Origin of the sequence: Janibacter hoylei PVAS-1, assembly GCF_004025845.1 — a bacterium.
In the GTDB taxonomy this organism is placed as follows: Bacteria; Actinomycetota; Actinomycetes; order Actinomycetales; family Dermatophilaceae; genus Janibacter; species Janibacter hoylei.
In genome coordinates, this window is the sequence record NZ_PIPF01000010.1 from 159,659 (window position 1) to 181,841 (window position 22,183).

At 70.9% G+C, this 22,183-nt stretch carries 19 protein-coding genes; 7 read left to right on the forward strand and 12 right to left on the reverse strand.

Features of this window, described 5'->3' with window-relative positions:
- Window positions 1–28 precede the first annotated feature (28 nt).
- Window positions 29–967 (reverse strand): hydroxymethylglutaryl-CoA lyase, encoded by a 939-nt coding sequence (locus CWN80_RS10770; RefSeq protein ID WP_007929204.1) that lies wholly within the window; start codon window positions 965–967, stop codon window positions 29–31.
- Window positions 968–1,033: 66 nt separating this feature from the next.
- On the opposite strand from CWN80_RS10770, the gene CWN80_RS10775 reads away from it, so the two are divergent.
- Both CWN80_RS10775 and CWN80_RS10780 read left to right on the forward strand, forming a co-directional pair.
- Window positions 1,034–1,357, forward strand: a complete 324-nt coding sequence (locus CWN80_RS10775; RefSeq protein WP_128277271.1) for a hypothetical protein — start codon at window positions 1,034–1,036, stop codon at window positions 1,355–1,357.
- 2 nt (window positions 1,358–1,359) lie between these two features.
- The gene (locus CWN80_RS10780; protein ID WP_007929202.1) at window positions 1,360–2,997 is read left to right on the forward strand and encodes a DNA repair helicase XPB; all 1,638 of its coding nucleotides are present in this window, start codon (window positions 1,360–1,362) and stop codon (window positions 2,995–2,997) included.
- A gap of 37 nt (window positions 2,998–3,034) precedes the next feature.
- Here CWN80_RS10780 and ehuA read toward each other — a convergent pair whose 3' ends face one another.
- From ehuA to ehuB, 4 genes are read right to left on the reverse strand one after another with little or no spacing between them, the layout of a single operon-like run.
- Window positions 3,035–3,814, reverse strand: a complete 780-nt coding sequence (ehuA, locus tag CWN80_RS10785) for an ectoine/hydroxyectoine ABC transporter ATP-binding protein EhuA (protein WP_007929201.1) — start codon at window positions 3,812–3,814, stop codon at window positions 3,035–3,037.
- A gap of 13 nt (window positions 3,815–3,827) precedes the next feature.
- A complete protein-coding gene (locus CWN80_RS10790; protein ID WP_238148197.1) occupies window positions 3,828–4,511 on the reverse strand; it encodes an amino acid ABC transporter permease in 684 nt (227 codons plus the stop codon).
- Window positions 4,511–5,212, reverse strand: a complete 702-nt coding sequence (gene ehuC, locus CWN80_RS10795) for an ectoine/hydroxyectoine ABC transporter permease subunit EhuC (RefSeq protein ID WP_007929199.1) — start codon at window positions 5,210–5,212, stop codon at window positions 4,511–4,513. Before ehuC ends, CWN80_RS10790 begins: the two co-directional genes overlap by 1 nt.
- On the reverse strand, window positions 5,209–6,093 hold the full coding sequence (ehuB, locus tag CWN80_RS10800; protein ID WP_007929197.1) for an ectoine/hydroxyectoine ABC transporter substrate-binding protein EhuB: 885 nt from the start codon (window positions 6,091–6,093) through the stop codon (window positions 5,209–5,211). Before ehuB ends, ehuC begins: the two co-directional genes overlap by 4 nt.
- Before the next feature lie 197 nt (window positions 6,094–6,290).
- Here ehuB and CWN80_RS10805 point away from each other — a divergent pair, with 197 nt between their 5' ends.
- From CWN80_RS10805 to CWN80_RS10825, 5 genes are all read left to right on the forward strand, one after another.
- Window positions 6,291–7,007: a response regulator transcription factor gene (locus tag CWN80_RS10805; RefSeq protein ID WP_007929195.1), complete on the forward strand. Its 717-nt coding sequence runs from the start codon at window positions 6,291–6,293 to the stop codon at window positions 7,005–7,007.
- A 7-nt stretch (window positions 7,008–7,014) separates the two neighbouring features.
- Window positions 7,015–8,502 carry a sensor histidine kinase gene (locus CWN80_RS10810; RefSeq protein ID WP_128277273.1) on the forward strand — a complete coding sequence of 496 codons (1,488 nt, stop codon included), beginning with the start codon at window positions 7,015–7,017 and terminating at the stop codon, window positions 8,500–8,502.
- An 88-nt stretch (window positions 8,503–8,590) separates the two neighbouring features.
- Entirely contained in the window at window positions 8,591–9,838 is a 1,248-nt protein-coding gene (locus CWN80_RS10815; RefSeq protein WP_128277274.1) for a S1C family serine protease, read from the forward strand.
- Window positions 9,839–10,077: 239 nt separating this feature from the next.
- Entirely contained in the window at window positions 10,078–11,997 is a 1,920-nt protein-coding gene (locus CWN80_RS10820) for a DUF2339 domain-containing protein (protein WP_128277275.1), read from the forward strand.
- Window positions 11,998–12,044: 47 nt separating this feature from the next.
- On the forward strand, window positions 12,045–12,341 hold the full coding sequence (locus tag CWN80_RS10825) for a WXG100 family type VII secretion target (RefSeq protein ID WP_007924757.1): 297 nt from the start codon (window positions 12,045–12,047) through the stop codon (window positions 12,339–12,341).
- 54 nt (window positions 12,342–12,395) lie between these two features.
- Here CWN80_RS10825 and CWN80_RS10830 read toward each other — a convergent pair whose 3' ends face one another.
- From CWN80_RS10830 to CWN80_RS10860, 7 genes are all read right to left on the reverse strand, one after another.
- Window positions 12,396–14,930 carry an ABC transporter permease gene (locus CWN80_RS10830; protein ID WP_007924758.1) on the reverse strand — a complete coding sequence of 845 codons (2,535 nt, stop codon included), beginning with the start codon at window positions 14,928–14,930 and terminating at the stop codon, window positions 12,396–12,398.
- Window positions 14,930–15,670, reverse strand: a complete 741-nt coding sequence (locus CWN80_RS10835; RefSeq protein WP_051987806.1) for an ABC transporter ATP-binding protein — start codon at window positions 15,668–15,670, stop codon at window positions 14,930–14,932. Before CWN80_RS10835 ends, CWN80_RS10830 begins: the two co-directional genes overlap by 1 nt.
- Window positions 15,671–15,794: 124 nt before the next feature.
- Window positions 15,795–17,447: an alkaline phosphatase D family protein gene (locus CWN80_RS10840; protein WP_128277276.1), complete on the reverse strand. Its 1,653-nt coding sequence runs from the start codon at window positions 17,445–17,447 to the stop codon at window positions 15,795–15,797.
- 53 nt (window positions 17,448–17,500) lie between these two features.
- Window positions 17,501–18,244 (reverse strand): SRPBCC family protein, encoded by a 744-nt coding sequence (locus CWN80_RS10845; RefSeq protein WP_007924765.1) that lies wholly within the window; start codon window positions 18,242–18,244, stop codon window positions 17,501–17,503.
- Between the two features lie 10 nt (window positions 18,245–18,254).
- Window positions 18,255–19,106 carry an FAD binding domain-containing protein gene (locus tag CWN80_RS10850; RefSeq protein WP_007924768.1) on the reverse strand — a complete coding sequence of 284 codons (852 nt, stop codon included), beginning with the start codon at window positions 19,104–19,106 and terminating at the stop codon, window positions 18,255–18,257.
- Window positions 19,103–21,619, reverse strand: a complete 2,517-nt coding sequence (locus tag CWN80_RS10855) for a xanthine dehydrogenase family protein molybdopterin-binding subunit (RefSeq protein ID WP_007924770.1) — start codon at window positions 21,617–21,619, stop codon at window positions 19,103–19,105. Before CWN80_RS10855 ends, CWN80_RS10850 begins: the two co-directional genes overlap by 4 nt.
- Window positions 21,616–22,101 (reverse strand): (2Fe-2S)-binding protein, encoded by a 486-nt coding sequence (locus tag CWN80_RS10860; protein WP_007924772.1) that lies wholly within the window; start codon window positions 22,099–22,101, stop codon window positions 21,616–21,618. The genes CWN80_RS10855 and CWN80_RS10860 overlap by 4 nt, the downstream gene beginning before the upstream one ends.
- Window positions 22,102–22,183: the final 82 nt, after the last annotated feature.

Sequence of the window (22,183 nt, forward strand, 5' to 3'; positions counted from 1 at the left end):
CACCCCCTTCGTCAGGGGCGGCGGCCGGTCACCCGCCGGACAGGGCCTTGACCACCCGCGACGGCGACGGGCGGCCGAGCTGCTCGGCCATCCACACGCTCGTCGCGACGAGGGCGTCGAGGTCGATGCCCGTCTCGACGCCGGCGCCGTCGAGCAGCCACACGAGGTCCTCGGTGGCGAGGTTGCCGGTGGCCGACTTCGCGTAGGGGCAGCCGCCGAGGCCACCGGTCGAGGCGTCGACGACGGTGACGCCAGCGCGTAGCGCGGTGAGCGTGTTGGTCAGCGCCTGGCCGTAGGTGTCGTGGAAGTGCACGCCGATCCGGTCCACGCCGATGCCGCGCTGGCCGAGGGCTTCGAGCAGCGCCTCGACGTGACCCGCCGTGCCGGTGCCGATCGTGTCGCCGATGGAGAGCTGGTCGCAGCCGAGGTCCATGAGCTCGGCACAGGCATCCGCCACCCGGTCGACGGGCACCGGCCCCTTCCACGGGTCGCCGAAGCACATCGACACGTAGGCCCGCACCCACAGGCCGGCGTCCTGCGCGCGCCTGACGACGGGGCTGAACATCTCGACCGACTCCGCGCGCGAGCGCCCGAGGTTCTTGTGGGCGAAGGTCTCCGTCGCGCTGCCGAAGATCGCGACCGCCCCGACGCCCGCCTCGAGGGCCCGGTCGAGGCCGCGCTCGTTGGGCACGAGCACCGGACGAAGCGGGCCCCGCCCCGCCTCGCCGAGGTCGGCGAGCAGGTCGGTCGCGTCGGCGAGCTGGGGAACCCAGCGCGGCGAGACGAAGGACGTGGTCTCGACGGTCTGCAGGCCGGCCGCGATGATCCGGCGGATGAACTCCGCCTTCGTCGCCGTGGGGACGGTCGCTGCCTCGTTCTGCAGCCCGTCCCGGGGGCCGACCTCGTAGACGGTGACCTTGTCGGGCAGACCGTCCATCGGCTGGGTCTGCGGCAGTGCACGACTCATGAGGTCATCCTCCCATCACGTACCGTGGGCCCGTGGCCTGCCCGTGCAGGCGAGGGAGGAGGCACCGTGAGCATGGACCCGTACCCGTACCCCGTCCCGGGTCACGCACCCCTGCCGCCTCCGCCGAACCCCTACCCGCCGCCCCAGCCGCCCAACTCGTCGGCGATCGTGCTCATCGTCTTCAGCGGGCTGGCGCTCCTCAGCGGGTACTGCTGCTACATCGGCATCCCGAGCCTCGTCTTCGGCATCCTCGGCGTGACCCAGCACGCGAGCGACCCGGAGGGGGCCGCCCGGATGACCCGCATCGGGTGGGTCGTCTTCGCCGCCCTCGTCCTGCTCACCCTCCTGGTGATCGGCGGCTTCTTCGTCTACGCCGTCATGGAGAGCTGACCGTGGCACTCGACGGGGCGCTCATCGTCCAGAGCGACAAGACCCTGCTGCTCGAGGTCGACCACGAGCGGTCGGCGGAGGCACGCCGGGCCATCGCCCCCTTCGCCGAGCTGGAGCGCGCCCCCGAGCACATCCACACCTACCGGGTCACCCCGCTCGGCCTGTGGAATGCCCGCGCCGCCGGCCACGACGCCGAGCAGGTCGTCGACGCCCTCATCACGCACTCGCGCTACCCCGTGCCGCAGGCACTGCTCGTCGACGTCGCCGAGACGATGGACCGCTACGGGCGGCTCGTGCTCGACAAGGACGGCGACCAGCTCGTGCTGCGCACGACCGACCGGGCTGTGCTCACCGAGGTCCTGCGGCACAAGAAGATCCGGCCGCTGCTCGGCGAGCAGCTCTCCCCCGACGAGGTCGTCGTCCACCCCTCCGAGCGGGGCACCCTCAAGCAGGAGCTGCTCAAGGTGGGCTGGCCGGCCGACGACCGTGCCGGCTATGTCGACGGCGAGGCGCACCCCATCTCCCTGACCGAGGACGGGTGGACCCTGCGGCCCTACCAGCAGCAGGCGGTCGACGGCTTCTGGGACGGCGGCTCCGGCGTCGTCGTCCTGCCCTGCGGCGCCGGCAAGACGCTCGTCGGCGCCGGGGCGATGGCCGCGGCCAAGGCGACGACCCTCATCCTCGTGACCAACACGGTGAGCGCCCGCCAGTGGAAGCAGGAGCTGCTCGAGCGCACCACGCTCACCGAGGACGAGATCGGCGAGTACTCGGGTGCCCGCAAGGAGATCCGCCCCGTCACCATCGCGACGTACCAGGTGCTCACGCTCAAGCGCAAGGGCGCATACCCGCATCTCGACCTGCTCGACGCCCGCGACTGGGGGCTCGTCGTCTACGACGAGGTGCACCTGCTGCCCGCCCCGATCTTCCGGATGACCGCCGACCTGCAGGCGCGCCGGCGACTCGGGCTCACCGCCACCCTCGTGCGCGAGGACGGCCGCGAGGCCGACGTCTTCTCCCTCATCGGGCCCAAGCGCTACGACGCGCCGTGGAAGGACATCGAGGCTCAGGGCTACATCGCCCCCGCCGACTGCGTCGAGGTCCGGGTGACGCTCACCGACGCCGAGCGGATGGCCTACGCCACCGCCGAGGCCGACGACCGGTACCGGCTCGCCTCGTGCTCGCCGGTCAAGCTCGGCGTCGTCCGCGAGCTCGTCGAGCGACACCGCGGCGAGCCGACCCTGATCATCGGGCAGTACCTGGACCAGCTCCACGAGCTGTCGGAGCAGCTCGATGCCGACCTCATCACCGGCGAGACGCCCGTCAAGCAGCGGCAGGAGCTCTTCGCCGACTTCCGCGAAGGGCGCTCCAGCCTCCTCGTCGTCTCCAAGGTGGCCAATTTTTCGGTCGACCTGCCGGAGGCGAGCGTCGCGATCCAGGTGAGCGGCACCTTCGGCTCCCGGCAGGAGGAGGCGCAGCGGCTCGGCCGGGTCCTCCGCCCGAAGGAGGACGGCCGCACCGCGCACTTCTACACCGTCGTCACCCGCGACACGGTCGACGCGGAGTTCGCCGCCCACCGCCAGCGCTTCCTCGCCGAGCAGGGCTACGCCTACCGCATCCTCGACGCCGACGACCTCGCCTGAGGCTGCCTCGCCCGACGGCAACGCAGGGTGGACGGAGTCAGAGGATCGACGTCAGGAAGCGCTTCGTCCGCTCGTGGGTCGGGTTGCCGAGGACCTCGTCCGGTGGCCCCTGCTCGAGCACCTGACCGCCGTCGAACATCATCACCTTGTGCGAGACGTCGCGGGCGAACGTCATCTCGTGCGTGACGATGAGCATCGAGATGTCCGTCGAGTCGGCGACGTCGCGCAGGACCTGCAGCACATCGCCGACGAGCTCGGGGTCGAGCGCTGACGTCACCTCGTCGAGCAGCAGGATCTTGGGGTCCATCGCCAGCGCCCTGGCGATCGCCACCCGCTGCTTCTGCCCACCCGACAGGCGGCTGGGGTGCTCCTCCGCACGGTCCTTGAGCCCCACCTGGTCGAGCAGGGCGAGACCGCGCTCGCGCGCCTCCTCCTTGCTCCGCCCGAGGACGTGCACGGGCGCCTCGGTGACGTTGTCGATGACCGACATGTTGGGGAAGAGGTTGAAGTGCTGGAAGACCATGCCGATCTTGCGGCGGGTGGCGGCGACCTCCTTCTCGCGCAGGCGGATCCGTCGGCCGTCGCGCCGGTCGTGGGTCAGCGGCTGGCCGTCGATCCAGATGTAGCCACCGGTCAGCTCCTCGAGCGTCATGACGAGGCGGAGGATCGTCGTCTTGCCCGACCCGCTCGGGCCGATGAGCGTGACCCGCTCGCCCTGGGCGACGTCGAAGTTCAGCCCGGACAGGACGGTGTGGTCACCGAAGGACTTCTCGACGTCCTCGAAGCGGATGACGGGCTGGCCCGGCGAAGGGGGCATCCCCCCGGTCTGGTCAGTAGACAAGAGCTTTTTCCAATCTGCGGACGGCGAAGGCGGTGACGAGGCTCGCGACGAGGAAGATCAGGCCCGCGATGGTGAAGGCCTCGTTGTACCGGAACGTGGAGTCGCCGGCCTGCTGGGCGACGGTGACCATCTCGAGCACGGAGATCGCGAAGAGATAGGGCGTGTCCTTGAACATCGAGATCGTCCAGTTGCCGAGCGCGGGCAGGGTCGCGCGCAGGGCCTGCGGCAGGACGATCGCGCGCCAGGTGCGACCGAGCGGCAGGCTGAGCGCACGCGCAGCCTCCCACTGGCCCCTGTCGACGGAGGCGATGCCGGCGATGTACGACTCGGCCATGTAGGTCGCGTAGTGCAGCCCGATGACGGCTGTGCCGACCCACAGCAGGTCCCAGCTGACCGGGACGAGGTAGCTGACGAACATCAGCTGGATGATGAGCGGGGTCATGCGCACGACGTCCATGACCCAGCGCAGTCCGGCCGCGAGTGCCCGCGGGAGGGACTGTGTGGCGACGGCGAGCAGCAGCCCGACGACGACGGCAACGGCCGTGCCGACCACGGTGATGAGCAGGGTGGCTCGGACGAAGGCCGAGAGCAGCTCCGGGAGCATCTCGGCGGCCGCCTCCCAGCTCCAGAACTCCTCGAAGGTGATGGCGGGGACCATCGTGGGAGATGTCATCACAGAGCCACCCCCGCACCGGCGTGTGCGCCGCGGACCGGGAGGCCCAGGCGGCGACGGGCGCGCTTCTCCAGGTGACGCAGGGCCTGGGAGAAGACGAGCGCGATGAGGTAGTAGATGACGAGCCCGACGCCGAAGGCGAGGATCGTGTCGCCGGTCGACGCGCGCAGCTCGTCGATCTCGTAGGTGAGGTCCTGCAGCCCGATGAAGAGCGCCACGGCGGTGCCCTTGATGAGCATGACGAGCAGGTTGTTGTAGCCCGAGAGCATGAGCACCCAGGCCTGCGGCCAGATGATCCGTCGCATGCGGGTCAGGGGCGACATGTTGAGCGCGGTGGCGCCCTCCCACTGGCCGCGGTCGACGGCATTGATCGAGCCCCGCACGATCTCCGCCCCGTAGGCGCCGTAGTTGAGGCCGAGCGCGATGACGCCGGTGAGCACGGCGTCCATGCTCACGCCGAAGAGCGGCATGACGTAGTACAGCCAGAAGAGCTGGACGACGAGCGAGGTGCCGCGGAAGAACTCGACGACGACGGCGGCCAGCCAGCGCAGCGGAGCGACCGGGCTGATGCTCACCAGCCCGAGGACGACGGACACGAGGAAGGCCACCAGGGCCCCGCCGAGGGTCAGCTGGAGCGTGACCAGCACGCCCTCGATGATCCTGGGCAGGGCGTCCTGGAGGTCCTCGATCCGGTCGGTCACTCCGCGTCCGGCAGCTCGCCCTTGCAGAGCTGCTCGGTCGTCAGGTCGCCCTTGGGCCGCTCAGCGTCCGTGAAGCCGAACTCGCCGATGACGTCCGTGTAGGCCTTCTCGTCGCCGGTGATCTTGGCCAGCTCCTTGTTGTAGGCCTCACGGAGGGTGTCGTCGCCCTTCTTGAAGACCGTGGCGCCGGCGCCGACCTGCTCCTTGCCGTCGACGACGGCGACGAAGGGTTCAGTCACCTCGACCTTCGCGTCGGGGTTCTTCTCGTCCATGGTCCGCAGCGAGATGCCGGTCAGGGCGAAGACGTCACTGCGGCCCCGGGTGACCGCCTCCATGCCGTCCTGCGGACTCTTGACCTGGGTGGCCTTGATGTCGAGCGCCTTGGCGTAGTCCGACTCGATGGCACCGCTCATGGTGGTGAGCTTTGCGCCGGACTTCTTGACGTCGTCGAGCGTCTTGAGGTTCTTGGGGTTGCCCTCGGGCACCATGAGCGCCGTCGTGTAGACGATCTCCGGGTCGCCGAAGTCTGCCTCCTTGCACCGGTCGGGCAGGATCGACATGCCCGCCGAGATCGCGTCGTAGCGGCCGGCCTTCAGGCCGGGGATGAGGGCACCCCACTCGGTCTTGACGCCCTTGACCTCGTCGATGCCCATCTCCTTGAAGACCTTCTTGTGCAGGGCGATCGTCGCGCCGGTGAGCTCCCCGTCCTCCTCGAAGGAGTAGGGCTCCTCGCCGGCGAAGGCGACGGTGATCGTCCCCTTCTCCTGCAGCTCGGCCAACTTGTCGCCGGACGAGCTGTCCGATCCGGAGTCGCCGCAGGCCGCGAGGGCCAGGGCGAGGGTGAGAGCGGCCGTCCCGGCCAGAGTTCGAGTGTGACGCACGAGTTCCTCCCCGTCGGAGGGTCTTCCCCGGGTCCGTCCCGATCCTCCGATCGCCTCCACCCGACCAAAAGAGACGGCCGAAGGGGGGCGTGGGCCCCCCGACCACCCCCTTCGTTGTCACTCCGTGACCCACGTCATGGGCACGCCGCCCAGCAGACGTCCAGCCCACACCCAGACAACGGGCGCACACTCGAAGGGTGAGCACGCACACCACCTCTGCCGAGACGAGCCCCCACCTGCTCGTCGTCGAGGACGAGCCCAACATCCGCGAGCTGCTCGCGACCTCCCTGCGCTTCGCGGGTTTCGAGGTCGAGGTCGCGGGCGACGGGGAGAGCGCCATCGACGCCGTGCACCGCATGGAGCCCGACCTCATCGTCCTCGACGTCATGCTCCCCGACATCGACGGCTTCGAGGTCGCCTCTCGCCTGCGGGCCACCGAGCGGCACCAGCCGATCCTCTTCCTCACCGCCCGCGACTCGCTCGACGACAAGATCAAGGGCCTGACCGTCGGGGGCGACGACTACGTCACCAAGCCCTTCTCCCTCGAGGAAGTCATCGCGCGCATCCGCGTCATCCTGCGACGCACCCAGGACGTGCCCTCCGCCGACGCCGTCCTGCAGTTCGCCGACCTCGAGCTCGACGACGAGGCCCACGAGGTGCGCCGCGCCGGCCGCTCGATCGACGTCTCGCCCACGGAGTTCAAGCTCCTGCGCTATCTCATGCTCAATCCCAACCGCGTGCTGTCCAAGGCGCAGATCCTCGACCACGTGTGGGACTACGACTTCCGCGGCGAGATGGGCATCGTCGAGTCCTACATCTCCTACCTGCGCCGCAAGATCGACACCGAGGGACTGCCCCCGCTCATCCACACCAAGCGCGGCTTCGGCTACGTGCTGCGCCTGCCTCCGGAGTGAGTCCCCGATGAGCCTGGAGCGGGTCACCGCACCCGTCGTCCGCAAGCTCGAGGCGATGCCGCTCACCTGGCGGCTCGTCACCATCCTGCTCGTCCTGCTGCTCGCGGCGCTGATGGCGACCTCGCTGGCGACCGCGTGGCTCGTCCAGCGTGACCTCAAGGCCAATGTCGACGACCAGCTGCGAGCGGTCGCCGTCCCCATCGCCGAGGACACCTCCGCCGTGACGATCGGCGGGGAGAGCAACGACGACTTCTACAGCCAGGACCTGCGCACCGGCCCGACCAACTTCTTCTTCGTGCGTCAGCCCTCCGACGGCTCCGCCTGGCAGTACCGCTTCCCGACCGGGGAGGCCTCCCGGCCCGACGTGCCCGTGCTCAGCCTCGACGACCCCCGGGTCCGCAGCGGGCAGCCCTTCACCGTCTCCTCCATCGACGGCACGACCCGGTGGCGCTTCATCGCCGGCCACTACACGACCCCCGACAACTCGACGTTCGCCGTCGGCATGCCGATGACGGGGGTCAACAAGATCATCAGCCGCTTCGCCATCGTCACGACGAGCCTCGGCCTGGCCGCCCTCGTCACCTGCGGCGTCCTCGGCTGGTTCGCCACCCGCCGGGCCTTCCGCCCCCTTCGTCGCATCGAGGACACCGCCGCCGGCATCGCGGCCGGCGACCTGACGCGACGGGTGCCGGTCCGCCACAGCCACGACGAGGTCGCGAGCCTCAGCGACTCGCTCAACGCGATGCTCGGTCAGGTCGAGCGCAGCTTCGCCCTCCAGGAGGCGTCCGAGACGCGGATGCGGCAGTTCGTCGCCGACGCCAGCCACGAGCTGCGCACCCCGCTGGCGACCGTCCGCGGCTACGCCGAGCTCTACCGGCAAGGGGCCGTGCAGGGCCCCGAGCACACGGCCCAGGCGATGGACCGCATCGAGGGCGAGGCCTCCCGCATGACCGGGCTGGTCGACGACCTGCTACTGCTCGCCCGCCTCGACGACCAACGCCCCCTCGAGCTCACCGACGTCGACCTCGTCGTCCTCGCCGCCGAGACCGTGCACGACGCCCGTGCCCGGGCCCCGCACCGCCGGGTCCAGCTCGTCGGTCTCGACGGCGAGCTCAGCCCCGTCGTGCTGCGCGGCGACGACAGCCGACTGCGTCAGGTGCTCAGCAACCTCATCGGCAACGCCCTCATGCACACGGCCGACGACGTGCTCGTCGAGGTGCGCACCGGGCAGGTCGGCGACCGGGCGGTCGTCGAGGTCCGCGACCACGGTGCGGGCATCGAACCCGACGTCGCCGAGCGGGTCTTCGAGCGCTTCTTCCGGGTCGACAAGGCGCGCTCCCGGGCACGCGGGGGCAGCGGCCTCGGCCTGGCCATCGTCGCGGCGATCGTCGGGCAGCACCAGGGCCGGGTCCGGGTCCTCGAGACACCCGGAGGCGGAGCGACCTTCCGCGTCGAGCTGCCCGGGACGACCCCCGAGCGCCCCGCCCGCGTGTGATCGTCACAGCCAGCTGACAGGCAACACCGAGCCGGGCCCGAAGTTGACGGAGCAGTGTGGGTCACACAGCCTCGACAAGGAGCACTCGATGGACCACCCGACTGCGCCGTACCCGACCTATGCGACCGCCCTGTCGACGCCTCCCCCGCCGCGTCTGCGCCGGCGCCGGGGTCGGCGCATCGGGGAGATGACCGCCGTCGGTCTGCTCTCCGCTGTCCTGGCCTCCGGCGGCACGTGGGGCGTCATCTCCCTCACCGACCCCGGCCCGACCGGTACCACGTCGGCGGCAAGCAGCACCGCGGTCGGCTCCGGTGCGAGCGTCGTGCCGGTGAGCAGCGCCGCCAAGACCAACCCGGACTGGAATGCCGTGACCGCGGCCGTCTCCCCGAGCGTCGTGTCGATCACCGTCGAGGGCAACGGCTCCGGCGGCCAGGGCTCTGGGGTCGTCATCGACGACTCCGGCCACGTGCTCACCAACCACCACGTCGTGAGCGGCGCCGGCGACGACGCCAAGATCACCGTGACCCTCTCCGACGGCAAGACCTATGCCGCGACGATCGCCGGCGAGGACGCGTCGACCGACCTGGCCGTCGTCAGCCTCACTGACCCTCCGGACGACCTGCGCCCGATCACCATCGGCTCGTCGCAGCAGCTGCAGGTCGGTGACCCCGTCATGGCGGTGGGCAACCCGCTCGGCCTCTCCGGGACCGTGACCACCGGCATCGTCAGCGCCCTCGACCGACCGGTGACGACGAGCTCGGCCGACGAGCAGGAGCAGCAGGGCTCTCCCTTCGGCCCGCAGCAACAGTCCAGCTCCACGCCCGTGGTGACCTCCGCGATCCAGACCTCGGCGGCCGTCAACCCCGGCAACTCCGGCGGGGCCCTCGTCGACGCCTCCGGCCGCCTCGTCGGCATCAACTCGTCGATCGCCACCCTCGGCGGGTCCGAGGGGCAGTCGGGGAGCATCGGCATCGGCTTCGCCATCCCCGTCGACGAGGCCCAGTGGATCGCCGAGCAGCTCATCGAGGACGGCACGGCGCAGCACGCCTTCCTCGGCGTCACCCCGACCGACGGCACGGCCACCGTCGGGTCTGCCACCCGGTCCGGCGCCGAGATCCGCAGCGTGACCTCGGGCAGCCCGGCCGAGGACGCCGGTCTGCGCGAGGGCGACCTCGTCGTCGGGGTCGACGACAGCCCGGTCACCTCGGCCGAGTCGCTCGTCGGGCTCGTCCACGCCCGCCGCATCGACACCCAGGTCGAGCTGACCGTCGTCCGCGACGGCCGGGAGGAGCAGGTCACCGCCACCCTCGGCACCGCCCCGACCGCCCAGGGCTGAGCAGGCTCAGCCGACTCACAGGTCGATGCCAGCGGCGTCCAAGACGGGTGTCGCAGGATGGGCTCAGGAGCACAGGACAAGGGAAGCAACGGTCACGATCGTCTCCTCCCCCGACGTGGACACCGACTTCCTCCGGCTCCCACAGGGGTGCTACCCCCGCCTTCGGGTGTGGCGTCTGAAGGCGGCGCTGAGTAGCCGAACTCATGCCCCCGGTGTGCTGGTCCCAGCACACTGGGGGCATGAGCACGTCAGGAACCCCCGCCGACCGGGTCCGCGCGATCGAGGACGACTTCGCCGACGCGATGACCCGGATGTACCGCGTCGGCAACGACCTCGCCCGGCTGCGCGCCAGCCTCGTCGCCGAGGCCGAGACCCCGGCCGAGTGGACACCGGTCGCAGCGCCCACCCCCGCACCCGCCGCAGCGCCCACCCCCGCACCCGTCGGAGCGCCCGCCCCGGCCCCAGCGCCGTCGCCGGCAGGCGCTCCGGGTGTCGTCACCCCGCCACCGACCGCTCCCTCCGCGCCGCCCGCGGAGCCCCCGACCGCGGCCCTGCCGCCCACCGAGCCGTGGTGGCAGCGCGACGGCGTGGTCGCCAAGCTGCTCGCCGTCGTCGGCACCGGCATCACCCTCATCGGCGTCGCCTTCCTGCTCGCCCTCGCCATCCAGATGGGCTTCTTCGGCCCTCTCGCCCGCGTCATCAGCGGGGCGATCCTGGCCGCCGCACTCGTCAGCGCGGCCGTCCTCGTGCGGCGGCGACCCTCGGGCACCATCGGTGCCCTCGGACTGGCCGCCACCGGATTCGCCACCGCCTACCTCGACGTCCTCGCCGTGACCTACATCTACGCTTGGGTGCCCCTCGCGGTCGGGATGGCCCTCGCCGGCGCCATCGCCCTCGGCGGTGTCCTGCTCGCCCGGGCCTGGGAGAGCGAGCTGCTCGCCGTCGTCGCCGTCCTCGGGGTCGCGCTCATGGCTCCCTTCGTCGGCATCTCGCACGGTCTGCTCACCGGCGCCTTCCTCGTCGTCCTCGCCGCCGCCACGTGGCCGGCGCAGGTCGGGCGGAGCTGGTACGCCCTCGAGGTCTCACGGGTCGTGCCCGCGGCGCTCTTCCTCATGGTGCTCGCCGGATTCCACGAGCGGACCGGCATCGCCGCGACGCTCGCCGTCGTCCTCGCCGTGCTCCTCACCGCCACCGCGGCACTCGGGGCGACGGTGCGCCGGCTGCCCGAGCAGCTCGGCATCCTCCTACCGGTGGCGATCGCCCCGGCCGCCGTCGCCGCGCTCGCCGTCGACGACCGGTGGGGCGGAGCCGGGCTCTTCGTCGTCATCACCTGCCTGCTCGTCATCGTCGCCGTCCTCGCCGACCACGGCCCGCCGACACCGTGGTACCTGCGCCAGCCGGAGATCGCCCTGGTGACCGCCGGCGTCACCTCCCTCGGTGCCGCCCTGCGGGCGGGCGACGGGCAGGGGTGGACCCCCGTCATCGCCGTCGCGGTCGCGCTCGGCTGGGCCGTGGCTGCTCTCGTCCTGCGGCACCAGACCACGCTGGTCGTCGCCCTGGCCTTCGCCGCCTTGTCTCTCCTCGGCGGCATCACCCTCCTGCCCTACGTGCTCGGTCGAGGTCTGGCCGGCGACGTCGACGCCCAGCACCTCATCGCCGCGGGCGGCCTCCTCGTCCTCTACGCCGTGCTCGCCCGCGCGATCACGACGACGCTGCCGATGCTGGCGCCCGCCCTGCCCCGGGTCCTCGTCGCGCTCAGCCTCGCCTGGGCCGGAGGGGTCGTGGTCCTCGCCGGCGCCCTGCTCGGGCAGCTCCTCGACGACGCACGGGGCGGCTTCATGGGCGGCCAGGCCGGCGCGACCGTCATCTGGATGGGTGTCGCCGCCGTGCTCCTCCTGCGCGGGCTGCGCGGCTCGAGCATCGCGATCCCGGCGGGCCTGACCCTCGTCGCCGTGAGCGTCGCCAAGCTGCTGCTCTTCGACCTGTCCTTCCTCTCCGGCATCGCCCGGGTGCTGTGTTTCATCGTCGCCGGCCTGCTCCTGCTCGGCATGGGCGCCGGCTATGCGCAGGCCCTCGAGCGCACCCGCCGCGAGAAGCGTCCGCCGGCCGGTCCTGTGGAAAACCCGACGGCCGCCGGGCCACTTCCTCCTACGGTCTGAAGGACACCGGGCCACACGGGCCCGGCACCGGACGAAGGGGAACGAGCATGGCCACTTTCACCGTCGACACCGACCAGGTGGCGAGCAGCGCGAGCGATGTCGCCCGCATCTCGGAGGACGTCGAGACGACCGTCGCGAGCATGATGACGCGGCTGATCTCGCTCCAGAACGACTGGCAGGGTGACGCCTCGACGTCCTTCCAGGACCTCATCAACGACTGGCGTGCGACCCAGCGCACCGTCAAGGAGAGCCTCGACGAGATCGGTCGGGCATTGCACGACGCCGGCCGGACCTACGACACCTCGGAGACCTCGGTCAAGAGCTCGATGCAGCCGGGTCGCTGACGAGACGCGCAGGGGCGGTGACCGGGTGGTCACCGCCCCTGCGCCCTCCGCGGGTCACTCCGTGGAGATCGCCTCGAGCACGTCCATCCGCGAGGCCCGGCGTGCTGGGAGCAGCGCCGCCAGGACACCGATGACACCGGCGAGGCCGACGAAGACCGCCATCTGCCCCCACGGGATCGCCAGCTCGGTGATGCCGTCGTCGACGAGGGCCCGCTGGATCGCGACACCCGCGACGACACCGAGGACGATGCCGAGCAGCGCCCCGAGGAGCGCGATGGTCACCGACTCCAGGGTGATCATGCGCCGCAGCTGACGACGGGAGAGCCCGACCGCCCGCAGCAGCCCGACCTCACGGGTGCGCTCCATGACCGACAGGCCCAGGGTGTTGACGATGCCGAGCACCGCGATGACGATCGCCAGGCCGAGCAGGGCGTAGATGAGGTAGAGCAGCTGGTTGATGCTCGAGCGCTGCTCATCGGCGTAGCCCGCCTGGTCCTTGAGGGTGACGAGCGGCTGCCTGTCGGTGATCGCCTCGATGTCCGCCTCGACCGCTGCCCTGTCGGCGCCGCCGTCGACGAAGATGAAGGCCCAGTTGTCGGCCGCCGCACCGTTCATCGCGTCGACCGTCTCGACCGACATGAGCACGTCCGGCGAGCCGATCGTGCGCAGCTCGTCGTAGAAGCCGACGACCTCCAGGTCCTTGGTCTCGGACCCCATGGTCACGGTGACGGTGTCGCCGACCTTGCGGCCCCCTTCGTGCTTGGTCGACAGGACGACCGCGTCGGGGCCGATGTCCGCCGTGCCGGACGTCGTCTCGATCTGCTCGACGTCGCCGAAGGACGCCGGGTCGATCGCCGTGACGAAGAGTTGCCCGCCGTCGACCTGGGCGCTGCTGAAGCGCACCGGCGAGACCTCGCGCACCCCGTCGACCTCGGCGACCTGCTCGGCGATCTTCGACGAGAAGGGCTGCCCCACCGCATTGCTCAGGATGTAGTCGGCGCGGAAGGTCTCCTCGATCTGCTGGTCGACGCTCGCCGTGGTGCTCGAGGCGACGACACCCATGAGCGCGACGAGGGTCATGCCGATCATCAGCGCCGAGGCCGTCGCCGCGGTGCGCCCGGGGCTGCGCACGGAGTTTTGCTCCGCCATCCGCCCGACCGTTCCGAAGAGGCGCCGGTAGACCCACCCGAGCCCGGAGATCACCGGCCGACCGACGAAGGGGGCGAGGAAGGCCGTGCCGAGGACGAGACCGACGATGCCGCCACCGATCCACCACAGCTGCCGTGTGTCGGCGACGAAGAGCCCGTAGAGGAAGGCGAGGGCGCCGACGGCGAGCACGGCGACCTCGAGCCCGTGGCGGACCGGGTGGTGGCCGGTGCCGGAGTCGATCGAGTCCCGCATCGCCGCCACCGGTGGCACCGAGCCTGCCCGACGGGCCGGCACCCACGCAGCGAGCATCGTAACGACGATGCCGACCGCGTAGGCGGCGATGACGGTGCGCGGGGTGAAGACCAGGCCGCTGCCCGACAGGTCGAGACCGATCGTCGCGAAGAGCGCCTTGATGCCCAGCGCGAGGACGACCCCCAGGGCCAGGCCGAGGGTCGCGCCGACGACGCCGATGATGAAGGCCTCGAGCAGAACCCCCCGGACGATCTGCCGGCGCGAGGCACCGATGGCCCGCAGCAGCGCCAGCTCGCGGCCTCGCTGGGCGACGATGATGCTGAAGGTGTTGATGATGAGGAAGGAGCCGACGAAGAGGGCGATGCCGGCGAAGACCAGCAGGAAGGTCGTGATGAAGCCGAGCGCCTGCTGCACGTCGTTCTGGTTTTCCTCGGCGAGCCCCTCACCGGTCCACCCCTTGAAGCCCTCGGGTACGAGGGGCTCGACCTGCGAGAGCAGCTCGTCCTGGCTCACGCCGTCCTTGGCCGTCACCCACACGGAGGAGTAGTCGTCCTTGCCGTCCATGAAGTACTTCTGCATGGACTTCGTGTCGAAGACGACGACCGAGGCGCCGGCCATCCCCCCTTCGCCGAAGGTCAACGTGCCGACGAGCTCGGCCTCGATCTCGGGGGTGTCGCCGGTCGTCACGAGGGTGATGTCGTCGCCCACCTCGTAGCCGGCACGCTCGGCGGTCACGGTGTCGACCATGACCTCGCCCTCGCGCTCGGGGACGCGGCCGGCATCGGTGACGAGCGGCTCCTCGCCGAGCTGGTTGGGCGCGTCGGTGTAGTTGAAGGACAGCGCGGGCGCGCCCTGCCCGCCGACGACCTTGCCGTTCTTGCCGACGACGAAGACGCCCATGGCGTCGATCGACCCGTCGGCACGCTCGGCGCCGGGCAGCTGGCCAAGCTTCTCGACGTCGGCGGCGGACATCCGGCCGCCGCCCGTGCCGCCGTACTCGTCGGTCTGCTCCGGCTGGACGACGACGTCACCGACGGTGCCGTCCATGATCCCGTCGAAGGTCCGCGAGAGGGTGTCGGTGAAGATCAGCGAACCGGCGACGAAGGCCGTCCCGAGGACGATCGCCATCGCGCTCATCAGCAGGCGCGCCTTGCGCGCCAGCAGACTCTTGAAGGTGGCCCTGAGCATCAGTGGGCCCCGCCAGTCAGGGCGACCATCCGCTCGAGGACGCTCTCGCGGTCGGGCTCGTAGAGCTCGTCGACGATGCGACCGTCGGCGAGGAAGAGCACACGGTCGGTGTGACTCGCCGCCACCGGGTCGTGGGTGACCATGACGATCGTCTGGTCGAACTCGTCGACGCTGCGTCGCAGGAAGCCGAGCACCTCGGCGCCCGACGTCGAGTCGAGGTTGCCGGTGGGCTCGTCGGCGAAGATGATCGCCGGCTTCGACACGAGGGCCCGGGCGCAGGCGACCCTCTGCTGCTGGCCGCCCGAGAGCTCCGTGGGCCGGTGACCGAGCCGGTCACGCAGGCCGACCTTACCGATGACGAAGTCGAACCACAGGGGGTCGACCTTGCGCCCGGCGATCGCCAGGGGCAGGAGGATGTTTTCCTCGGCGGTCAGCGTGGGGATGAGGTTGAAGGCCTGGAAGATGAACCCGATCCGGTCGCGGCGCAGCCGGGTGAGGTCCTTTTCCTTGAGCCGGGTGATGTCGGTGTCCCCGATGAGGGCGCGGCCGCTGCTCGCGGCGTCGAGGCCGGCGAGGCAGTGCATGAGCGTGGACTTGCCGGAGCCGGAGGGCCCCATGATCGCGGTGAACTGCCCGGCACCGATGTCGAGGTCGATGCCGTCGAGGGCGGCGACGCTCGCCTCGCCCCTGCCGTAGACCTTGGTCAGGCCGTGCGTGCTCGCGGCCACCTGAGTGCTCATGCGCGTCTCCCCGTGCTGGATGTGGTGTCGCGCCAAATCTAGGTGCACCTCAGGCGCCGGGTCACTGGGGTTTACCCCCGACGGCCTCCTCGGGGGTGCACCCAGCCGCTGGCTGCAGGGAGCCTCAGACGGTGACCTCGGAGACGACCCGCAGCCGCGGCCGGTCGTCATCACCGTCGACGACGCCCGTGACCCAGCGCAGGGTGAGGTGCCCGTCGTGCACCTCGGCGACGGCGAGGTTGTTGTCGAACCATGGCCCCTGCGTGAGCTGCCACGGGTAGCGCAGCGGCGGGACCCCCTTCGTCCTGGCGGCGAGCCAGCGCATCGGGCGGACGAGCCCCTTGGCACTCTGCGACACGAGCATCCGGATCCCGCGCGGCATCGGGTTGCGGATCGGGCTGCACACCGCCTGGACGATCGAGCTGCGTGCGCCGTGCGCGTCACCGCCGGTCACCTCGGCGACGTAGGAGTGGTGGACGTCGCCGGAGAGGAAGGTGATCGTCGCGGGTGGGCGGCCGCGCTCGCCACGGGCGACCGACATGACGAGCTCGAAGACCTCGACGAAGCCGGAGCTGAAGGCACCCCAGTGCTCGAGGTCGACGGCCTGCCGGACCACCTCGGTGGCGCGACGGACCGGCCGTGACCGGCCCGGCCCGGCGAGGGCCTCGCTGATCGCCTCCGCGTCGTGCAGCCCCGGCGGCAGGAGGAAGGGGAGGGAGGTCCCGATGAAGAGGTGGTCCAGGTCGCCGGTCAGCTGCTCGCCGAGCCAGGCCAGCTCGTCGTCGTCGAGCATCGCGCGGCGCTCGGGCTCGAGGACCCGGGCGGCCCGTGAGTCGAGCATGACCAGTCGGGAGCCGCCGAGCGCCCGGGTGTAGCTCCAGCGGTAGCGCTCCGGGTGCCGGTCCACCTGCTCGGCCAGGGCACGAAGGGGGCCGGTCAGGTCGACCTCGCCGGGAGCGGCCCCCTCGAGCCGACGCCAGATCTCGTCGCGTGCGAGCTCCTCGGGCGCGAGGTTGCCGATGTGCTGGTGGACCCAGTAGCTCGTCAGGCCGGCGACGAGCCGCTCGTGCCACCACGGGGTCTTGTTGATCTCCTCGTGCCAGGCCCACGAGGTGTTCCAGTCGTCGCGGATGTCGTGGTCGTCGAAGATCATCGCGCTCGGCACGACCGACAGGACCCACCGGATCGCCGGGTCGCTCCACGCGAGCTCGTAGAGGTGCGCGTACTCGGCGTAGTCCTTGATCTCCTCGCCCGGCGGCTCGTCGAGGCTGCGCCGCGAGGCGATGAAGTCACGCATCTGCGGGCTCGTCTCGTCGGCGTAGACCTGGTCACCGAGGAGGGCGAGGACGTCGGGTCGTGGGGACTCCCCCTTCGCCAGGGACAGGGCGAAGGTGCGCAGCGCGTCGACGCCGTGGCTCGCGTGGTGCTCCGCGTCGTGCGGGACGCTCGTGCGGCAGCTGCCGAAGGCGAGCAGCGTCGCACGCGTGTGGTCCAGCGTCGCGATGCTCGAGGACGGCAGGTCGGAGCCGGCCGGCGGCCACACCAGCTCGTCGTCGACGCTCACCGTGTAGTCGTAGGTGCGGCCGGGCTCGAGGTCGTCGAGCAGGACGAGGGCGTAGTGGTGGCCCTCCACGACGAAGCTCGCGGCGTGCCACGCGCGGCCGTCGGCCGCGACGGTCACCCGCGCGGGGGCGGCGGTCTCCACCCAGACGGAGGCGTCGTGCTCACCGACGAAGCGCAGGAGGGGACCGAGGACGAGCGGAGACGTGGCGGTCATCCGCTCATCGTCTCGCCCGTGGCTGTGAGTCGGCTGGCCGGGGGTGCGTCAGCTCACCCCTTGCGACGCCGCAGGGCGATGATCAGGAGGACGAGCGGGGCGAGCGCCGCGGCGATCTGGGGACCGTAAGCCCGCAGCAGCACCGGAAGGGCGGTCGCCCCGAGGTCGATCGCGTCATCGGACGAGCTCGCCGGGCGCGCGGCCGGCGAGGACTCGGCCGGTGAGCTCGCGGCGGGAGCCGCAGCGGATGCGGGAGCCGTAGCCCCCGGTGTCGTGGTCGACCGGGTCGGCGTCTGCGCCGGCGATGTGGCCTCCGCTTCCTCCTCACCCGTCGGCTCCGGGGTGGCCTCGGGGGCGGCGAAGCGGCCCGCCAGGCAGTCGACGAACTGCCCGAGGAGCTTGTCGGAGACGTCCTGCATCACGCCACGGCCGAACTGCGCGGGCTTGCCCGTGATGTTGAGGTCGGTGACCACGTCCACCTTGGTGCTCGCCGCACCCTCGGGGGCCATCGTCACGACGACGTCGGCGCCCGCGGTGCCGTTGCCCCGCTTGTCCTTGCCCTTGGCGGCGATACCCATCCGGTGAGCGGCCTCGTCCTTGTCGACGAAGTCGCCGCTCCCCTTGTACACGAGCGCGATCGGACCGAGCTTGACCTTGACCGTGCCCTCGAAGGAGTCGGCGTCGGCGTGGGTCACCTGGGCACCGGGGAAGCACCCGGCGACGGACTCGATGTCGTTGAGCGCGGCCCAGGTCTCGTCGATGCCGGCGGGAACGGTGAAACTGTGGGTCAGTTGCACGAGGGTCCTCTCATCCTGCGGCCGTGAGCACGGCACGCCTCGTCAGTACGGTGGCCAGGTGCCGGCGGTAGTCGGCATCGCCGTTGAGGTCCGACGGCGGCTCGGTGCCCTCGCCGGCCAGGTCGCAGGCCGCCCGCACGCCCTCGGCCGTCGGCTGGTTCCCGACGAGCGCGGCCTCGACTGCGCTGGCTCGGACCGGGGTCGCGCCCATGTTGGTCAGGCCGACCCGTGCCTCGGCGATCGCGCCACCCTCGATCCGCACCTGCGCGGCGACCGCGACGATGGGCCACTGGTGGGCGACCCGCACGAACTTCTCGTAGTGCGAGCCCCACCCGTCGTAGGTGGGCACCCTGACGGCGGTGAGCAGCTCGTCCTCGCCGACCGCGGTCTCGAAGAGGCCATGGAAGAAGTCGGCCGCGGGGACGACCCGCTGGCCTGACGCTCCGGTGATGACGAGCTCGGCGTCCATGGCGAGCACAGGTGCCCCGCAGTCGCCCGCGGGGTCGGCGTGGACCAAGGCCCCACCGAGAGTGCCCCGGTGCCGGATCTGCGGGTCGGCGACCTCGCTGATCGCCTGGTGCAGGAGTCGACAGCGTCCACTCACCCGATCGTCGGCGAGGATCTCGTGGTACGGCGTCATGGCCCCGATGGTGAGCGCCCGACCGTCGTCGCTGATGCCGCGCAGCTCGGGGATCCGACCGATGTCGATGATCATCTCGGGGGCGTTGAGCCGCATCCGCAGGACCGGGAGCAGGGACTGCCCGCCGGCGAGCACCTTGGCGTCGTCGCCATGCTCGCCGAGCAGCCCGAGCGCCTCCTCCACCGACGTCGGTGCCGCGTAGTCGAACTTCGCCGGGATCATCGGACCTCTCCTTCCGTGCTCATCGCCGGTCCCGTGGGTCCGTCGGCGCCCGCCATCCGGTCGGTCTGCCCCTGGTCACCAGTCGCCTCGTCGAAGTGGGGCGCCGCGGCCCCGGTCGTGTCCTCGCCACCGGACCCCGACCGGATCGCCTGCCACACCCGCTCGGGGGTGCACGGCATCTGCACGTCGTCGACGCCGAAGATGCGCAGCGCGTCGACGACGCCGTTGACGATGCAGGGGGTCGAGGCGATCGTTCCCGCCTCACCCACTCCCTTGGTCCCGAGCGTGTTGCCCGTCGCCGCCGTCGTGGTGGTCGCGGTGTCGAAGCTGATGGTGTCGGCCGCGGTCGGGACGAGGTAGTCGACGAAACTGCCGCTCACGAGCGTGCCGGAGTCGTCGTAGACGGCCTCCTCCCACAGCGCCTGCGAGATGCCCTGGACGAGTCCGCCGTGGATCTGTCCCTCGACGATGAGCGGATTGATCACCTGTCCGACATCGTCGACGCAGGTGTACTTGCGCAGCCTGACCTCCCCGGTCTCGGTATCGATCTCGATGGCGCTCAGGTGGGTGCCGTGCGGGTAGTTGAAGTTCACCGGGTCAAAGGTGGCCTCCGCGTCGACGCCCGGTTCGATGTCGTCCGGGTAGTCGTGCGAGGCGAAGGCCGCGGCCGCGATGTCGGTGATCCCCACGGACTGGTCCGTGCCCGCGACACCGAAGCGACCGGCCGTGAACTCGAGATCGTCGGGGTTGGCCTCGAGCAGGTGCGCCGCGTAGCGCCGCGCCTTGTCGATGACCTTGTCCGCGGCACGGACCACGGCCTCGCCGCCGACGACGAGCGAGCGCGAGCCGTAGGTGTCGAGTCCCTTGTGCGAGATCTGGGTGTCGCCGTGCAGGATCTCGACGTCCTCGAAGGGGACACCCAGCCGGTCGGCGACGATCTGGCTGAAGGCCGTCTCGTGCCCCTGACCGTGCGGGCTCACGCCGACGACGACCTCGACCTTGCCCGTCGCGAGCATGCGCACGCTCGCGTGCTCCCAGCCACCCGCGCCGTAGTCGAGGCTGCCGAGGACACGGCTGGGCGCGAGACCGCACATCTCGGTGAAGGTCGAGATGCCGATCCCCAGTTGCACGGGGTCCTTGGACTCGCGCCGACGACGCTGCTCCTCGCGCAGCTCGTCGTAGCCGAACATCTGCTTGGCCAGGTCCGTGGCGGCCTCGTAGTTGCCGGAGTCGTACTCGAGTCCGGCAACGGAGGTGAAGGGGAACTCCTCGTGGGTGATCCAGTTGCGCTCGCGCACCACGAGCGGGTCCTCACCGAGCTCGTGTGCCAGCTCGTCCATGATCCGCTCGATGCCGAAGGTGGCCTCGGGGCGACCAGCACCCCGGTAGGCATCGGTCCAGGCCTTGTTGGTGAGGACCGACTGCATCGAGAAGTGGTAGGCCGGGAACTTGTAGATGGCGTTGAACATGAAGGCGCCCAGGACGGGAACGCCGCCGCCGATGAGGGCGACGTAGGAGCCGAGGTCCGCGAGCAGGTCGACCTTGAGCCCGGTGACCTTGCCCTGCTTGTCGGCGGCGAGCGTCAGCCGCTGCCACTGGTCACGGCCGTGGTGGGCCGCCATGAGCGACTCCGAGCGGGTCTCGGTGTACTTGACGGGCCGGCCCAGCTGGCGGGCCACCCACCAGGCCAGCCACTCCTCCGGCGTCACCTGCAGCTTGCCGCCGAAGCCGCCGCCGACGTCCGGGGCGATGACCCGGATCTTCGACTCCGGGACGCCGGTCGTGGCCGCGAGCGCGAAGCGCACGATGTGCGGGATCTGGGTCGCCGTCCACATCGTCAGCTGCTCGCCGGTCGGGTCGACGACGACGGAGCGCGGCTCCATGAAGGCGGGGATGAGTCGCTGCTGGCGGTACTCGCGCTCGATGACGATGCCGTCCTGGCGTGCGGTGGCAATGGCCTTCTCGACGTCACCCCCGGTGCCGGCCTCGGCGGAGTCGAAGGTCCACAGGGCCGACTTGTTGGTGCCGAGGTCGGGATGCGCGAGGACGGTGTCCTCCGCCGCCTCCTTGAGGTCGAGGGCGGCGGGCAGCTCCTCGTAGTCCACGTCGATCAGCTCAGCGGCGTCGCGCGCCTCCGCGGCGCTGCGGGCGACGACGAGGGCGACGATCTCCCCGGCGAAGGTCACCCGGTCGGCCGGCATCGGCGGGTGCACCGGAGTCACCTGATCCGGACTGACCGGCCACGCGTTGATGAGGACGCCGACCGATTCGTCGAGGTCGGCGCCGGAGTAGACGGCGACGACATTGGTCGCGCTGGCCGCCTCGCTCGTGTCGACCGACGTGATCCGGGCGTGCGCGAAGGGGCTGCGGACCATCGCCATGTGCAGCATGCCCGGCAGCACGATGTTGTCGGTCCAGCGGGTGCGACCGGTGATGAGCCGCTGGTCCTCCTTGCGACGGCGGTCGCGGCCGATCTCGGTGGTGGCGGGCCGCTCGGTGACCTCCGCGGTCATGACGCACCCCCAGCGGCACCGGCCGAGGCACTCGCCGCAGTCTGCACCGCGCGGACGATGTTGTGGTAGCCGGTGCACCGGCAGAGGTTGCCCTCGAGCCCCAGGCGGATCTCCTCCTCCGAGGGATCGGGGTTGTCGCGCAGCAGGTCGGCGGACTGCATGATCATGCCGGGGGTGCAGTAGCCGCACTGGAGGGCATGGCACTCGTGGAAGGCCGCCTGCACCGGATGCAGCTCGCCATCCGTGGCCATGCCTTCGATGGTCGTCACCTCGCAGCCATCTGCCTGGACGGCGAGGACGTTGCAGGACTTCACGCTCCTGCCGTCGAGGTGGACGGTGCACGCTCCGCAGTTGGAGGTGTCGCACCCCACCACCGTGCCGGTCTTGCCGAGGGTCTCGCGCAGGTAGTGCACGAGCAGCATCCGGGGTTCGACGTCGTCCGCGACGCGGGCGCCGTCGACGACAAGCTCGATCTTGGTCATGGGGCGCTCCTGATCTCGATCACGACAGTGTGATCTGGCTCATGCTAGCCATGACCGTGCCGGAGGTCACGCCTTCGCGTGA

Excerpts from the sequence above, each read along its gene's own strand:
- CWN80_RS10850 (WP_007924768.1), bottom strand. The coding sequence starts at position 19,106 with ATGATCCCGGCGAAGTTCGACTACGCGGCACCGACGTCGGTGGAGGAG.
- CWN80_RS10860 (WP_007924772.1), bottom strand. The coding sequence starts at position 22,101 with ATGACCAAGATCGAGCTTGTCGTCGACGGCGCCCGCGTCGCGGACGAC.
- CWN80_RS10815 (WP_128277274.1), top strand. The coding sequence starts at position 8,591 with ATGGACCACCCGACTGCGCCGTACCCGACCTATGCGACCGCCCTGTCG.
- CWN80_RS10825 (WP_007924757.1), top strand. The coding sequence starts at position 12,045 with ATGGCCACTTTCACCGTCGACACCGACCAGGTGGCGAGCAGCGCGAGC.
- CWN80_RS10840 (WP_128277276.1), bottom strand. The coding sequence starts at position 17,447 with ATGACCGCCACGTCTCCGCTCGTCCTCGGTCCCCTCCTGCGCTTCGTC.
- ehuA (WP_007929201.1), bottom strand. The coding sequence starts at position 3,814 with ATGCCCCCTTCGCCGGGCCAGCCCGTCATCCGCTTCGAGGACGTCGAG.
- CWN80_RS10820 (WP_128277275.1), top strand. The coding sequence starts at position 10,078 with ATGAGCACGTCAGGAACCCCCGCCGACCGGGTCCGCGCGATCGAGGAC.
- CWN80_RS10790 (WP_238148197.1), bottom strand. The coding sequence starts at position 4,511 with ATGACATCTCCCACGATGGTCCCCGCCATCACCTTCGAGGAGTTCTGG.
- CWN80_RS10835 (WP_051987806.1), bottom strand. The coding sequence starts at position 15,670 with ATGAGCACTCAGGTGGCCGCGAGCACGCACGGCCTGACCAAGGTCTAC.
- CWN80_RS10855 (WP_007924770.1), bottom strand. The coding sequence starts at position 21,619 with ATGACCGCGGAGGTCACCGAGCGGCCCGCCACCACCGAGATCGGCCGC.
- CWN80_RS10770 (WP_007929204.1), bottom strand. The coding sequence starts at position 967 with ATGAGTCGTGCACTGCCGCAGACCCAGCCGATGGACGGTCTGCCCGAC.
- CWN80_RS10810 (WP_128277273.1), top strand. The coding sequence starts at position 7,015 with ATGAGCCTGGAGCGGGTCACCGCACCCGTCGTCCGCAAGCTCGAGGCG.
- CWN80_RS10830 (WP_007924758.1), bottom strand. The coding sequence starts at position 14,930 with ATGCTCAGGGCCACCTTCAAGAGTCTGCTGGCGCGCAAGGCGCGCCTG.